The 13616-nt window shown below is 73.8% G+C and carries 15 protein-coding genes; 10 read left to right on the top strand and 5 right to left on the bottom strand.

The features are described 5' to 3' along the window. Window positions 1–275 precede the first annotated feature (275 nt). Window positions 276–2135, top strand: a complete 1860-nt coding sequence (locus OOK41_RS10125) for a family 20 glycosylhydrolase (protein ID WP_266267770.1) — start codon at window positions 276–278, stop codon at window positions 2133–2135. Between the two features lie 379 nt (window positions 2136–2514). Continuing rightward, window positions 2515–3177, top strand: a complete 663-nt coding sequence (locus OOK41_RS10120) for a C39 family peptidase (RefSeq protein WP_266264152.1) — start codon at window positions 2515–2517, stop codon at window positions 3175–3177. A 57-nt stretch (window positions 3178–3234) separates the two neighbouring features. On the opposite strand, the gene dusB is transcribed toward OOK41_RS10120, so the two are convergent. The 4 genes from dusB to OOK41_RS10100 form a co-directional block, all read right to left on the bottom strand. Further along, entirely contained in the window at window positions 3235–4407 is a 1173-nt protein-coding gene (dusB, locus tag OOK41_RS10115; protein WP_117672481.1) for a tRNA dihydrouridine synthase DusB, read from the bottom strand. A 64-nt stretch (window positions 4408–4471) separates the two neighbouring features. Continuing rightward, the gene (locus OOK41_RS10110) at window positions 4472–5851 is read right to left on the bottom strand and encodes a glycine--tRNA ligase (RefSeq protein WP_266264151.1); all 1380 of its coding nucleotides are present in this window, start codon (window positions 5849–5851) and stop codon (window positions 4472–4474) included. 159 nt (window positions 5852–6010) lie between these two features. Next, window positions 6011–6484: a hypothetical protein gene (locus tag OOK41_RS10105; RefSeq protein WP_117672507.1), complete on the bottom strand. Its 474-nt coding sequence runs from the start codon at window positions 6482–6484 to the stop codon at window positions 6011–6013. 108 nt (window positions 6485–6592) lie between these two features. Next, complete coding sequence (locus OOK41_RS10100) at window positions 6593–6934, bottom strand: antibiotic biosynthesis monooxygenase (RefSeq protein ID WP_266264149.1); 342 nt, start codon at window positions 6932–6934, stop codon at window positions 6593–6595. A 26-nt stretch (window positions 6935–6960) separates the two neighbouring features. Here OOK41_RS10100 and OOK41_RS10095 point away from each other — a divergent pair, with 26 nt between their 5' ends. From OOK41_RS10095 to OOK41_RS10060, 8 genes are all read left to right on the top strand, one after another. Next, window positions 6961–7218 (top strand): hypothetical protein, encoded by a 258-nt coding sequence (locus tag OOK41_RS10095; protein ID WP_117672475.1) that lies wholly within the window; start codon window positions 6961–6963, stop codon window positions 7216–7218. Window positions 7219–7324: 106 nt separating this feature from the next. After that, window positions 7325–8290 carry a metal ABC transporter substrate-binding protein gene (locus OOK41_RS10090; RefSeq protein WP_266264147.1) on the top strand — a complete coding sequence of 322 codons (966 nt, stop codon included), beginning with the start codon at window positions 7325–7327 and terminating at the stop codon, window positions 8288–8290. Then, on the top strand, window positions 8287–9048 hold the full coding sequence (locus OOK41_RS10085) for a metal ABC transporter ATP-binding protein (RefSeq protein ID WP_117672471.1): 762 nt from the start codon (window positions 8287–8289) through the stop codon (window positions 9046–9048). Before OOK41_RS10090 ends, OOK41_RS10085 begins: the two co-directional genes overlap by 4 nt. Window positions 9049–9050: 2 nt before the next feature. Next, window positions 9051–9917, top strand: coding sequence for a metal ABC transporter permease (locus tag OOK41_RS10080; RefSeq protein ID WP_266264144.1), 867 nt, complete (start codon window positions 9051–9053; stop codon window positions 9915–9917). 43 nt (window positions 9918–9960) lie between these two features. Beyond that, window positions 9961–10260, top strand: coding sequence for a helix-turn-helix transcriptional regulator (locus OOK41_RS10075; RefSeq protein WP_117672466.1), 300 nt, complete (start codon window positions 9961–9963; stop codon window positions 10258–10260). Next, on the top strand, window positions 10254–10652 hold the full coding sequence (locus OOK41_RS10070; RefSeq protein WP_117672505.1) for a Fur family transcriptional regulator: 399 nt from the start codon (window positions 10254–10256) through the stop codon (window positions 10650–10652). Before OOK41_RS10075 ends, OOK41_RS10070 begins: the two co-directional genes overlap by 7 nt. Window positions 10653–10730: 78 nt before the next feature. Then, on the top strand, window positions 10731–11336 hold the full coding sequence (locus tag OOK41_RS10065; protein ID WP_117672503.1) for a hypothetical protein: 606 nt from the start codon (window positions 10731–10733) through the stop codon (window positions 11334–11336). 9 nt (window positions 11337–11345) lie between these two features. Continuing rightward, window positions 11346–11513, top strand: coding sequence for a hypothetical protein (locus OOK41_RS10060; RefSeq protein ID WP_165878256.1), 168 nt, complete (start codon window positions 11346–11348; stop codon window positions 11511–11513). 66 nt (window positions 11514–11579) lie between these two features. On the opposite strand, the gene OOK41_RS10055 is transcribed toward OOK41_RS10060, so the two are convergent. After that, the gene (locus tag OOK41_RS10055) at window positions 11580–13502 is read right to left on the bottom strand and encodes an acyl-CoA dehydrogenase family protein (protein WP_266267769.1); all 1923 of its coding nucleotides are present in this window, start codon (window positions 13500–13502) and stop codon (window positions 11580–11582) included. Window positions 13503–13616: the final 114 nt, after the last annotated feature.

Here is a 13616-nt window from a genome sequence, read left to right as displayed (position 1 = left end):
GCGTCGCCGCCGATCGGTGGGCGAAGGTTAAGCGAACATCGTGGGGCCTGGGACCGTTCGGTGACAATCGGCACAGTCATCACGACTATCCGTGTCCGTACCGGTTTTTGGGAACGCTTCCACGAGCACGATCACGCAATTTCCCGGACCCCTCGTACTCTTGACGGCGCTGGTTCTGTCGAACCTCACCTTTGCCATATTCCTCGCAAATACACCCGGGAGTCGACGCCGTGCCGCCCATCCCGCCCCGCACCCCCGAGACCGGCCGCGACCCGCTGGCCCCGGCCGATCTCCCCGGTCGCCAGCCGGCCGCCGGCGAGCTGGCCCGGGCCGCCGCCCGGGCCGCCGGCGACCGGCTCGCGCCGCCGGCCCCGGTCCGGCTGGGCGACGTGGTGCCCGCGCCGGAACGGGTCGAGCCCGACCCGGCGGCCGACTTCACGCTCCCGGCCGACGTGGTCGTGCGGGTCCACCCGGACCCGGCCGCCCGGGACGTCGCCGAGCAGCTCGCCACACTGCTCCGCCCCGCCACCGGCTACCCGGTCCCGGTCACCGACACCCTCGCGGACCCGGCCGGCGGCCTGACCCTCACGCTGGCCGGGACCGGGCCCGACATCGCCGGACCTGCCGCCGGGCCCGACATCGCCGGGCCGGGCGCCAGGGCCGACGGAACCGGGCCGGGTACCGGAACCGACGGCGCCGGGCCGGGCGCCAGGGCCGACAGCTCCGGGCCGGGCGTCGCCCCGGCTCCGGTGGCGGACCCGGACCCCGGGCCGGCCGGGACCGAGCCCCTCGGCGCGGAGGGGTACCGGCTCGACGTCCGGTCCGACGGGGTACGACTCACCGCCGCCACCCCGGCCGGCCTGTTCCACGGCGTGCAGACCCTGCGCCAGCTCCTGCCGGCCGCGATCGAGAGCCCCGCCCCGGTGGCCGAGCGCTGGACGCTGCCCGGCGGGACGATCGTCGACCGGCCCCGGTTCCCGTACCGGGGCGCGATGCTCGACGTGGCGCGGCACTTCTTCGCCGTCGCCGACGTGCTGCGCGTGGTCGACCACCTCGCCCGGTACAAGCTGAACCACCTACACCTGCACCTCACCGACGACCAGGGCTGGCGGATCGCCGTCGACGCCCGGCCCCGGCTGGCCACCGTCGGCGGGGCGACCGAGGTCGGCGGCGGCCCCGGCGGCTGCTACACCGCGGCCGACTACCGGCGCGTCGTCCGGTACGCCGCTCGCCAACACGTCACCGTCGTCCCGGAGATCGACCTGCCCGGCCACACCAACGCGGCGCTGACCGCGTACCCGGAGCTGGCGCCCGAGAGGCTCGCTCCGCCGCCGTACACCGGCACCGAGGTCGGCTTCAGCTACCTCGACCCGGCCGACGAGCGTACGTACGCCTTCGTCGCCGACGTGCTCGGCGAGGTCGCCGCCCGCACCCCCGGGCCGTACCTGCACATCGGCGGCGACGAGGTGTTCAAGGTTCCGGCCGACGTGTACGCCCGCTTCGTGGAGCGGGTGCAGGGCATCGTCGCCAGCACCGGCAAGATCGTGGTCGGCTGGCACCAGATCGCCCCGGCCGGGCACGCCGAGGGGCGGATCCTCCAGTGGTGGGGCACGCAGGGCGACGACCCGGTGGCCGCCGAGGCCGTCCGGCGCGGCGCCCGGCTGATCCTCTCCCCCGCCAACCACGCCTACCTCGACATGAAGTACGCCCCGGACACCCCGATCGGACACGACTGGGCCGGACTGATCGACGTGGCCCGCGCGTACGACTGGGACCCGGGGACGCATCTGGACGGCGTGCCGGCCGAGGCGGTGCTGGGCGTGGAGGCCCCGCTCTGGACCGAGTCGGTCACCTCGCTTGCCGAGATCGAGTTCATGCTGTTGCCCCGGCTGCCCGCCGTGGCAGAGCTGGGCTGGTCGCCCCGGCGTACGCACGACTGGCCCGCCTTCCGCGACCGCCTCGCCGGCCACGGGCCGCGCTGGAGCGGCGCGGGCATCGCCTTCCACCGCGCCCCGGAGATCCCCTGGCCGGCGGAACCCCAGGACGCACCTCCCATCCCCACCCAGCCCCACCCGGACACCACGGCCGGAGCCGCCCAGACCGGCACGGACCACGCCCCGACCCCACCGCGTTGATCAAGAGGTTTGCGTCAGGATTCGCCGCCCCCTTGACGTAAACCTCTTGATCACCGGGGCTGGGGGGTCGGTGCTGGGTGGTTTGGGTGGTGTGGGGGGTTTGGTCCTGTGGGCGGGGTCACCGTGGGGGTGGAATCCGGGCCGGGGCGGGGGTGTTGTACATGGTTCACCCGGGCGGATCCCGGCCCGGGCAGGCCCCGGCTCTTCGGCCTTCGTGCCGGTGGAATGCGGGGCCCGGCGGGATCGTTGCATCCCCCTGGACGACCCGAGCAGGCCCCCCGGCCGCCGGGTTGGTCCCCCGAATCTCTTTCTCTCGCGGCAGTCGCCCCTCTTCGGGGTTGTGTTGTCGTGTGTCCCCCGAGCAGAGGAGCACGCCATCATGGGTACCGATCTGATCCGTAGGACCGCGCTGACCGCTGGTGTTCTCGCCGCCGCCGCTGGTGGTATCGCCGCCCCCGCCGTCGCCGCGCACGCGGCCCCGGCGGTGAAGGCTCCCGCCGTGCAGGTGCAGGCCGATGGTAAGGCTGGCGGGGAGCGGCAGCTCGACGTGCGTTACGAGGCGCAGCCCAACTTCTTCTACTGCGGTCCCGCCGCCGCCCGTAACGCCCTGTCGGTGCAGGGCAAGGCCATCAGCGTCGACGCCATGGCCAGGGAGATGGGCACCACCGAGAACGGCACCGACTCCATCAACGACATCACTCCCGTCCTGAACAAGGAGACCGGCAAGAACGACGCCTACCGCAGCGTCGAACTGCCCACCGGCAAGGCCGACACCAAGCAGACCGACACCCTGCGCGCCGACGTCGTGCGCACCGTCGACCAGGGCCGCGCCGTCGTGGCGAACATCGCCGGCACCACCAGCGACACCACCGGCACCACCCACTCCTTCGAGGGCGGCCACTACATCAGCGTCGTCGGCTACCACGACAACGGCAGGATCGTCACCATCGCCGACTCCGCCAACCCCGACCAGGCCAGCTACCAGATCACCATCGACAACCTCGCCGACTGGATCGCCACCCGCGGCTACGCCACCTCCTGACCCCACACACGACAAAGGGCCGGCCCCACCGGGGCCGGCCCTTTGCGGCGGCGTGGGTCAGCCGCCGGAGTCGGCCAGCTCCGCGCCCTCGGGCACGGTGTCGTCGTCCCGGCTGGCCAGCCAGCCCTCCGGGAGGTGGACCTTGCCCGGGGAGTTCGTCCGGCCGCGCGGCTGGCCGAGCGTCGCCACCGGGAACGGCTCCGCCGGGTCGAGCTTGCCGAGCAGGTCGTCGAGCTGGGCCAGGCTGTCGATCATGGCGAGGGAGCGGCGCAGCTCGCTGCCGACCGGGAAGCCCTTGAGGTACCAGGCGACGTGCTTGCGGAAGTCGGTGCAGCCGTCCCGCTCGCCCCTGGCCGGGTTCCGCGCCCCCGCCACGAACTGGTCGACCAGCAGCTCGGCATGCCGGCGCATGGTCGCCGCCACCTCGCCCAGGGTGGGCAGCCGCCGCTCCGGCCGCCCGTCGAACGCGGCCTCCAGGTCGGCGAAGAGCCACGGCCGGCCCAGGCAGCCACGCCCGATCACCACCCCGTCGACCCCGGTGTGGGCGACCATCCGCAACGCGTCCTCGGCCTCCCAGATGTCGCCGTTGCCGAGCACCGGCACGTCGAGGGCCTGCTTGAGGGTGGCGATCGCGTCCCAGTCGGCGGTGCCCGAGTAGCGCTGCGCGGCCGTGCGCCCGTGCAGGGCGACCGCCGCGACACCGGCGTCCTGGGCGGCGAGCCCCGCCTCGACGTACGTCAGGTGGTCGTCGTCGATGCCCTTGCGCATCTTCACGGTGACCGGCACCCCGGCGGGCGACGCGGCGTCCACCGCGGCCCGCACCAGCCGGGCGAAGAGCCGGCGCCGCCACGGCAGGGCCGACCCGCCGCCCCTGCGGGTGACCTTGGGGACCGGGCAGCCGAAGTTCAGGTCGATGTGATCGGCGAGGTTCTTCTCCACCACGATCCGCACGGCGGCGGCGGTGATCTCCGGATCGGTGCCGTAGAGCTGGAGGCTGCGCGGCTGCTCGTCGTCGCCGAAGGCGATCATGCGCAGGGTCTTCGGGTTCCGCTCGACCAGCGCGACGGTGGTGATCATCTCGCAGACGTAGATGCCGCCGCCCTGCTCCCGGCAGAGCCGGCGGAACCCGACGTTGGTGATCCCGGCCATCGGCGCGAGCACCACCGGCGGCCACACCTGGTACCGCCCGAGGGTCAACGGACGCGGCGCGGGCACGGTCGGGGCGGTCACCGGACAAGTGTACGGGGCCCCGACCGGCACGTTCCCGCACCGGCCGGGGCCCCGTCGACGGCGCTCAGCAGCCGGGGAGGCGGTCGATCAGGTAGCGCTCGACCTGGTCCAGCGAGATCCGCTCCTGGGCCATGGTGTCCCGGTTGCGCACGGTCACCGCGTTGTCGTCGAGGGTGTCGAAGTCGACCGTCACGCAGAACGGGGTACCGATCTCGTCCTGGCGGCGGTACCGGCGGCCGATGGCCTGCGAGTCGTCGAACTCGACCACCCAGCGCTTGCGCAGGTCGGCGGCGAGGCCCTTGGCCTTCGGGGAGAGCGCCTCGTTGCGGGACAGCGGGAGGACCGCCACCTTGACCGGGGCCAGCCGCGGGTCGAAGCGCATGACGGTGCGCTTGTCCACCCCGCCCTTGGTGTTCGGGGCCTCGTCCTCGTCGTACGCCTCCAGCAGGAACGCCAGCACCGCGCGGGTCAGGCCGGCGGCCGGCTCGATCACGTACGGCATCCAGCGCTCGCTCTTGCCCTGGTCGAAGTACGACAGGTCGACGCCGGAGTGCTTGCTGTGCGTGGACAGGTCGAAGTCGGTGCGGTTGGCGATGCCCTCCAGCTCGGCGAACTCGCTGCCGCCGAACCGGAACCGGTACTCGATGTCGACGGTGCGCTTCGAGTAGTGGGAGAGCTTCTCCTTGGGGTGCTCGTAGAAGCGCAGGTTCTCCTCGGACAGCCCGAGGTCGAGGTACCAGTTCCAGCGCTCGGCGAGCCAGTACTCGTGCCACTGCTCGTCGGAGCCCGGCTCGACGAAGAACTCCATCTCCATCTGCTCGAACTCGCGGGTGCGGAAGATGAAGTTGCCCGGGGTGATCTCGTTGCGGAACGACTTGCCGGTCTGCGCGATGCCGAACGGCGGCTTCTTGCGGGCGACCGTCTCCACGTTCTTGTAGTTGACGAAGATGCCCTGGGCGGTCTCCGGGCGCAGGTAGTGCATGCCCTCGTCGCTCTCCACCGGGCCGAGGTAGGTCTTCATCAGGCCGTTGAACATCTTCGGCTCGGTGAAGGTGCCCTTGTTGCCGCAGTTCGGGCAGTTCAGCTCCGACAGCGAGGCCAGCGGCCTGCCGTGCTTCTCGGCGTACGCCTCCTCCAGGTGGTCGGCGCGGAACCGCTTGTGGCAGGACTGGCACTCCGTCAGCGGGTCGACGAACTCGGCGATGTGGCCGCTGGCCTCCCAGACCTTGCGGGCCAGGATGACCGCGGAGTCCAGGCCGACGACGTCGTCGCGCTGCTGGACCATGGTCTTCCACCACTGCCGGCGGACGTTCTCCTTCAGCTCCACGCCGAGCGGACCGTAGTCCCACGCCGACCGGGTGCCCCCGTAGATCTCACTGGAGGGGAAGACGAAGCCCCGGCGCTTGGCGAGGCTGACGACGGCGTCGATACGGTCGGCTGGCATGTTTCCTCCTACGCCGGCTGGCGGTCGGCGGGGGCGAGATGTGGATGGATCGGTCGGTTCGGGACAACGGTACGACCGTCCGGGCCCCGAGCCCAGCAGAATACCGGGGGCGGGGCCAGCCGCCCCCGCGAGCCTCCGCCCGGCCGCCGGGGCGGGTGGTCAGCTCACCCCGCAGACCTCCATGGCCCCGGTCTGCCCGTCGGCGGCGAGGGTGACCTCCTGGTCGCCCCGGTTGCCGCCGCTGAAGGTGACGGAGACCGGCACGGTCAGGGTGGTGGGGTCCACCTCGCCCACCCGGTACGAGTCGATCTGCGGCTCGGCGGCGACCCGGCGCTCGAACTCCGCCCGGGACTCCCGGCGCTGCGCGTCGTCGCAGAGCGCGTCGTACGACTTGCCGTACTTCCGCTCGACCAGCCCCTGGTAGTAGTCGTCGGTCACCGCGCGGCCCTGCTCCCGCACCGCCTGCACGTTGCTGATCACCAGGCCGACCACGGCCGCCCCGCCCCCGCCGCAGCAGAGCAGCACGGCCAGCGCCCCGGCCCCGAGGCCGAGCCAGAGCCGGGCGCTGCGCCCCTCGGTCGGCGGCGCGGCGAACGGCGGGGCCACCCCGGGGCCCGCCGGGGGCTCGGGCACGCCCGGCTCCGGGTGCGTCGGCGGGCCGCCGGGCCCGGGCGCCACGGGGTACGGGGGTGGACCGGCCGGTCCGGGTGCGGTCATAGGTGCAGGGTAGTGCCCGCCGGCTCAGCGGTACGGAGCAGCGGCCCGATCACTGGGGTTCACCTCGACCGTCCCGCCCGGGGCGGCTGTGGCCAGCGCCTCGTACGCGGACGGCTCGTCGAGCGACTCGGCCAGCAGCGGTGTGGCGTGCACCTTGACGTCGAACCCGCCCAGCGCCCGCCGGTAGGCGCCGACGGACTCCCACTCGGTGACCAGGCACCAGTGGCGTGGGTCGTCCAACGCCCGGAGCAGTTCCCCGCGCAGGTAGCCGGGGCGGGCGGCGAGCGCGGCCAGGGCGGCGTGCGCGCGTTCGGTGAAGGCGGGAGCGACGTCCTCGTCGACCACGAACCGGTTGGTGACCAGCACCGGGTCCTCCTCGTAGAGTCTGTGGGATGCAGCGTACGCAGCGCCCCCTGCTGGGTCGGTTGGCCCGGGCGAACCCGACGACGGTCTTCCTGGTCACGCTGGCGCTGGTGCTGGTGGCGCTGTTCACCCCGGGCGTGGCCGGCGGGGTGCTGCTGCTGGCGCTCGCCGCCGCCCTGGTCGCGCTGCTGCTGACCACCTGGGCGGTGCAGGCGCCGGCGACCCGGGTGATCCGGCTGGTGATGCTCACCCTGCTGATCACCGCGGCGCTGACGAAGCTGCTCTGATCCGCCCCACGCAGGGACCCATCCGAACGGGGTAATAGCAGACACGTCGCTCGCATGCAAGCATGCGTTTTTGACAATCAATTTCGTTATCGCGGAGAGTTGGGGCATGACGCTCCGCCCCACCGTACGTGCCCTGGCCACCGCGACCGCCCTGGTGGCTCTCGGCGCCGTCACCGCCTGCGCCGCGGACGGCACCGGCGCCGACCCGCAGCGGGTCGACGTGGCCGCCGCCTTCTACCCGCTCCAGTTCGTGGCCGAGCGGATCGGCGGCGACGCGGTCCGGGTGACGAACCTGACCAAGCCCGGCACCGAGCCGCACGACCTGGAACTGACCCCACGCCAGGTCGGCGAGGTGAACCAGGCCGAGCTGATCGTCTACCTCAAGGGCTTCCAGCCCGCGGTGGACGAGGCGGTCGACCAGAACGGCGGCGACCGGGCCTTCGACGTCGCCGGGGTGCAGCCGCTGCTGGCCGCGAGCGCCGGCGGGCACGACCACGAGGGCGAGGAGGCCGGGCACGAGGGCGAGGACGCCGGGCACGCCGAGGAGGAGGGCGCCAGGGATCCGCACCTGTGGCTCGACCCGACCCGGCTGGCCACCGTCGGCGACCGGCTGGCCGAGCGGCTCGGCCGGGCCGACCCGGACCGCGCCGCCGACTACACCGCCCGGGCGGGCGCGCTGCGCGCCGAGCTGGAGAGGCTGGACGCCGAGTTCGCCGCCGGGCTGAGGACCTGCCAGCGCCGCGAGATCGTGGTGAGCCACACCGCGTTCGGCTACCTGACCGAGCGCTACCAGCTCGACCAGGTCGGCATCACCGGGCTGGCCCCGGACAACGAACCCTCCCCGCAGCGCCTCGCCGAGGTCGCCCGGGAGGCCCGGGAGCACCGGGCCACCACGATCTTCTTCGAGACCCTGGTCAGCCCGAAGGTCGCCGAGACCATCGCCCGCGAGGTGGGGGCGAAGACCGCGGTGCTCGACCCGCTGGAGGGACTGTCCGCCGGCCACGACGGCGACTACCTTTCGGTGATGCGCACCAACCTGGCGACCCTGCGGACGGCGTTGAGCTGCTCGTGAGCACGCCTGTCATCACCGTCACCCACGCAGCGGTCGGCTACGACGGCCGCCCGGTGCTGCGCGACGTCTCGCTGACCGTCACCGCCGGCGAGGTGGTCGCCGTGCTCGGCGCCAACGGCTCCGGCAAGTCCACCCTGATCCGCGCGGTGCTCGGGCTGGTCCCGCTGCACGCCGGGTCGGTCTCGCTCTTCGGCGCCCCGCTGGGCCGGTTCCGGCAGTGGCAGCGGATCGGGTACGTCCCGCAGCGCCTCGGCGCCGGCGGCGGCGTCCCGGCCACCGTCCGCGAGGTGGTCGCCTCGGGCCGGCTGGCCCGCCGGGGCGTGCTGCGCCCGCCGGGCCGGGCCGACCGGGCGGCGGTCGACGCCGCGTTGGCCGCCGTCGGGCTGGCCGACCGGGCCGGCGACCCGGTGGCCACCCTCTCCGGCGGGCAACAGCAGCGAACCCTGATCGCCCGGGCCCTGGCCGGCGAGCCGGAGCTGCTGGTCCTCGACGAGCCGACCGCCGGGGTCGACGCCGCCAGCCAGGAGGCGTTCGCCGGGGCGCTGCGCGACTTCGTCGACGGCGGCGGGACGGTGCTGCTGGTCGCCCACGAGCTGGGGCCGCTGCGACCGCTGATCAGCCGGGCGGTGGTGGTGCACCACGGCGGGATCGCGCACGACGGCGCGGTCCCCGAGCCGGCCGGCCACCACGCCGAGCCCGACCACGACCACGTGCACCCGCACGGACCCGACGAGCCCGTAGGGCTGTGGAGCAGTTGAGCATGGAGCTTTTCCAGTACCCGTACATGCAGCGCGCCCTGATCGGCGCGCTGGTCATCGGCCTGGCCGCCCCGGCGCTCGGCATCTACCTGGTGCAGCGCCGGCTGGCCCTGATCGGCGACGGGGTCGGGCACGTGGCGCTCACCGGCGTCGGCGCCGGCCTGCTGCTCAACCGCTCGCCGGTGCTGGTGGCGGTGGTGGTGGCGACGCTCGGCGCGGTCGCCGTCGAGCTGGTCCGGGCGCGCGGGCGCACCTCGGGCGACCTCGCGCTGGCGCTGCTGTTCTACGGGGGAATCGCGGGCGGCGTAACGCTGGTCGGGCTCTCCGACGCCACCAGCGCGAACCTCAACGCGTACCTGTTCGGGTCGCTGACCACCATCTCGCCGCAGGACCTGACCACCATCCTGGTGCTCGGCGCGGCGCTCCTGGTGACCATGCTGGCGCTGCGCCCGGCGCTGTTCGCGGTCTGCCACGACGAGGAGTACGCCCGGGTCGCCGGGCTGCCCGTGCGGGCGCTGAACATGCTGCTCGCGGTCGGCACCGCGGTCACCGTGACGATCGCCATGCGGGCCGTCGGGGTGCTGCTGATCAGCGCCCTGATGGTGGTCCCGGTGGCCACCGCCCAGCAGGTCACCCGGGGCTTCCGGGGAACGATGACCGCGGCGATGGCGCTCGGGCTGTTCGCCGCCGGTTCCGGGGTCTGGGTGGCCGCCAACGCCGACACCGCCCCCGGCGCGTCCGTGGTGCTGCTGGCGATCGCCTTGTTCCTCGTCGTCGCGGTCGCCAGCGCCGGCTGGCGGGCGGTGCGCCGACGCCGGACGACGGCCGGCCCGCCGGTCGCCGAGCCGCCCGAGGTGGTGCTGCGTTGATCCTGCGCTCCGGCACGCCGGTGGTATTGGTTACCGTTACGAGGTGACCGACGGATCAGGGTACGAGGCGTACGAGGACGCCGGTGAGCTGCTGCGCGCCCTCGCGGCCCCGATCCGGCTGGCGATCGTGAGCGAACTGGCGCAGGGTGAACGGTGCGTACACGAGCTGGTGGAGAAGCTCGGGGCGGCGCAGCCGCTGGTCTCGCAGCACCTGCGGGTGCTGCGGGGAGCCGGCGTGGTCCGCGGCTCCCGGCGCGGCCGGGAGATCGCGTACGCGCTGGTCGACGAGCACGTCGCGCACATCGTGGCCGACGCGGTCAGCCACGCCGGGGAGGCATCGTGACCGAGGGGACCGTCGTCCGGAACACCCGGCAGCGCTCGGCGGTGAGCGCGCTACTCGCCGAGCTGGAGGGATTCCACAGCGCGCAGGACCTGCACGCCATGCTCCGCGGGCGCGGCGAGCGGGTGGGGCTGACCACCGTCTACCGCACCCTCCAGGGGCTCGCCGACGCGGGCGAGATCGACGTGATGCGCCCGCCCGGCGGGGAGCACCTCTACCGGCGGTGCAGCGAGGGCCACCACCACCACCTGGTCTGCCGGGCCTGCGGGCGCACCGTCGAGGTGGCCGGGCCGACCGTGGAGGCCTGGGCGGAGCGGGTCGCGGCGCAGCACGGGTACGCCGACGTCAGCCACACCCTGGAGATCTTCGGCACCTGCCCGGCCTGCGCCGGCTGACCCCGGCCGGGTCGCGTCCGCGCCGGGCGGGAAATCCGACCCGTGCCGGGCGGGGCGGACCGTGGCACGCTGTCCGGCGTGAAGATCTACGCCGATCGCATCCCGACCGCCGTCCGCCAGTTCCTGACCGACCTGCTCGTCGTCGTCTGGGTGTACGCCGCGATCCGCTTCGCGTTCTGGGTGCACGACCTGGTGCAGAAGCTCGCCGTACCCGGGCAGAAGCTGGAGGGGGCCGGCGGCAGCCTCGCCGACAACCTCGCCGACGCCGGCGGCAAGGTACGCCGGGTGCCGCTGGTCGGCGACGAGCTGACCGCCCCGTTCACGAAGGCCGCCGACGCCGCCCGGGCGATGGCCGAGGCGGGCCGGGACCAGCAGGAGCTGGTCGGCCAGCTCGCCCTGGCGCTCACCATCGCGGTGCTGGTGTTCCCGCTCGGCCTGGTGCTGTTCGGCTGGCTGCCGCTGCGGCTGCGCTGGATGCGCCGGGCCGCCTCGGCCAAGGCGCTGGCCGCCGTACCGGCCGGGCGGGACCTGCTGGCCCTGCGGGCGCTGGCCGGTCAGCCGATCGGCAAGCTGACCCGGATCGCCCCGGACGTGGCCGAGGCGTGGCGGCGCGGCGACGACGCCACGGTCGACGCGCTCGCCGCGCTGGAGCTGCGCCGACTCGGGCTCCGGGGTGGCCGATAGGGTGGTCCGGTGCTCTACTTCCTGATCGTCGTCGCCGTGCTGCTGCTGGCCTACGCCGCCGTGCTGGTCAGCTTCGTCCGCCGAGGCCGCAAGATCCCGCCGGCGGCGTACCTGGTGCTGGCGGCGCTCAACGGGCTGATCCTGGCCGCCGTGCTGGCCTGGGCCATCGCCCGCTGAGCCCGCGCCCGGCCCGGGTCGGCGAGGAGCGCGGGGCCCCCGCCCCACGACAGGGGCCCCTGGTCGTCACTCGGGGCGGGGGACACGACGGCGGACGTCCCGGGCGGTCGACGGGCCGGGGGTCCACCGGGCCACCCAGGGCAGGTCGGCGGGCGGGGTGAGCACCCCGTCCTCCAGGGCGGCGTACCGGCCGGCGAGGATCCGCTTCGCCGCCGCCACGTCGACGGAGTCGGTGTTCGCCCACAGGCCGGTGAACAGGGCGTCGACCCGCAGCCGGGCCTGGCGGCAGAACAGGTCGGCCAGCTCGACGTTCTCCGGTCGGGTGTCCTTCTCGGCGTACGCCCGGACGCAGACCGCGGACATCGCGAACAGTTCCGCGCCGATGTCCACAATCCGGCCGAGGAACGCCTGCTTACGCTCCATCTTCCCCTGCCAGCGGGACATCGCGTAGAACGTCGACCGGGCCAGCTTGCGGCTGTACCGCTCGACCTGGCGCAGGTGGCCGGCGAGCGGGCCGAACTCGGCGTACGCCCGCGGCGACTGGCCCCGGCCGACGGCGAGGGTGGGCAGCCACTTCGCGTAGAAGGCCCCGGCCCGGGCACCGGCCTTCGCCTTGCGGCCGAGCCCGGCGTCGGGGTCGATGATGTCCCCGGCGACGGAGAGGTGGGCGTCGACCGCCTCGCGGGCGATGAGCAGGTGCATGATCTCGGTGGAGCCCTCGAAGATCCGGTTGATCCGCAGGTCCCGCAGCATCTGCTCGACCGCGGCCGGGCGCTCGCCCCGGGCGGCCAGGGAGTCGGCCGTCTCGTAGCCGCGCCCGCCGCGGATCTGGATCAGCTCGTCGCCGATCTTCCAGGCCATCTCGCTGGCGTACAGCTTGACCAGGGCCGCCTCGATCCGGATGTCGTTGCGGTCGTCGTCGGCGAGCAGGCAGCACAGGTCCAGCATGGCCTCCATGCCGTACGTGGTGGCGGCGACGAACGCGAGCTTCTGCGCGACGGCCTCGTGCTCGCCCACGGGCCGGCCCCACTGGACCCGGTCGGCGGCCCAGTCCCGGGCCACGTTCAGCGACCACTTGCCGGCGCCGACGCACATCGCCGGCAGCGAGAGCCGCCCGGTGTTCAGCGTGGTCAGGGCGATCTTCAGCCCCTTGCCCTCGCCGCCGATGACGTCGGAGTTCGGCACGAACACGTCGTGGAACCGGGTGAGGCTGTTCTCCAGGCCGCGCAGGCCGGTGAACTCGTTGCGCCGCTCCACCGTGATGCCCTCGGCGTCGCCGTCGACGACGAAGGCGGTGATCCCGCCGCGCCGCCCCTCGGCGGCCGGCACCCGGGCCATCACCACCAGCAGGGTGGCCACGGTACCGTTGGTGGCCCACAGCTTCACCCCGTTGAGCCGGTACCCGGTGCCGTCGGCGGTCGGCTCGGCCGTGGTGCCCAGCCGCGCCGGGTCGGAGCCGACGTCCGGCTCGGTGAGCAGGAACGCCGACACCTCGCCGGCGGCGAGCCGGGGCAGGAAGCGCTGCTTCTGCTCGTCGGTGCCGAACATCTTCAGCGGCTGCGGGACGCCGATCGACTGGTGTGCCGACAGCAGCGCCCCGATCGCCGGGCTGACCGAGCCGGCCAGCATCAACGCCCGGCAGTAGTGCAGGTTGCTCAGCCCGAGCCCGCCGTGGGACCGGTCGATCTTCATGCCGAACGCGCCGAGCCGGGCCAGCCCCTGGAACACCTCGTCGGGGATGCGGGCGTCGCGCTCGATCGCCGCCCCGTCCACCTCGGCCTCCAGGTACGCCCGCAGCCGGCCGAGGAACTCCCCGGCCCGGGCGTCCTCGGCCGGGTCGGTACGCGGCCAGGGGTTGATCAGGTCGAGCCGGAACCGGCCGAGGAACAACTCCTTGCCGAAGCTGGGCCGGTCCCAGGCGGACTCGCGGGCCGCCTCGGCGACCTGCCGGGCCTCCTTCTCGGACACCTGACCGGCCTCCGTCGGCAGCGCCCCCGCGCCCCCGGCGGCGTCGACCGCCGCGGCGTCGGCGGTGGCCTCGGCGGCATCGGCGGTGGCGGCGGTGGCCTCGGTGGCGTCGGCGGTGGCGGGCCCCGGGACGGC

It is taken from the genome of Micromonospora sp. NBC_01655 (assembly GCF_026339755.1).
In the GTDB taxonomy this organism is placed as follows: domain Bacteria; phylum Actinomycetota; class Actinomycetes; order Mycobacteriales; family Micromonosporaceae; genus Micromonospora.
This window is presented reverse-complemented; position numbering and strand designations above follow the sequence as displayed.

Bases quoted from the DNA above. Each gene is read 5' to 3' on its own strand.
- OOK41_RS10110 (WP_266264151.1), bottom strand. From the start codon at position 5,851: ATGCCAGCCGACCGTATCGACGCCGTCGTCAGCCTCGCCAAGCGCCGG.
- OOK41_RS10095 (WP_117672475.1), top strand. From the start codon at position 6,961: ATGCAGCGTACGCAGCGCCCCCTGCTGGGTCGGTTGGCCCGGGCGAAC.
- OOK41_RS10080 (WP_266264144.1), top strand. From the start codon at position 9,051: ATGGAGCTTTTCCAGTACCCGTACATGCAGCGCGCCCTGATCGGCGCG.
- OOK41_RS10120 (WP_266264152.1), top strand. From the start codon at position 2,515: ATGGGTACCGATCTGATCCGTAGGACCGCGCTGACCGCTGGTGTTCTC.
- OOK41_RS10090 (WP_266264147.1), top strand. From the start codon at position 7,325: ATGACGCTCCGCCCCACCGTACGTGCCCTGGCCACCGCGACCGCCCTG.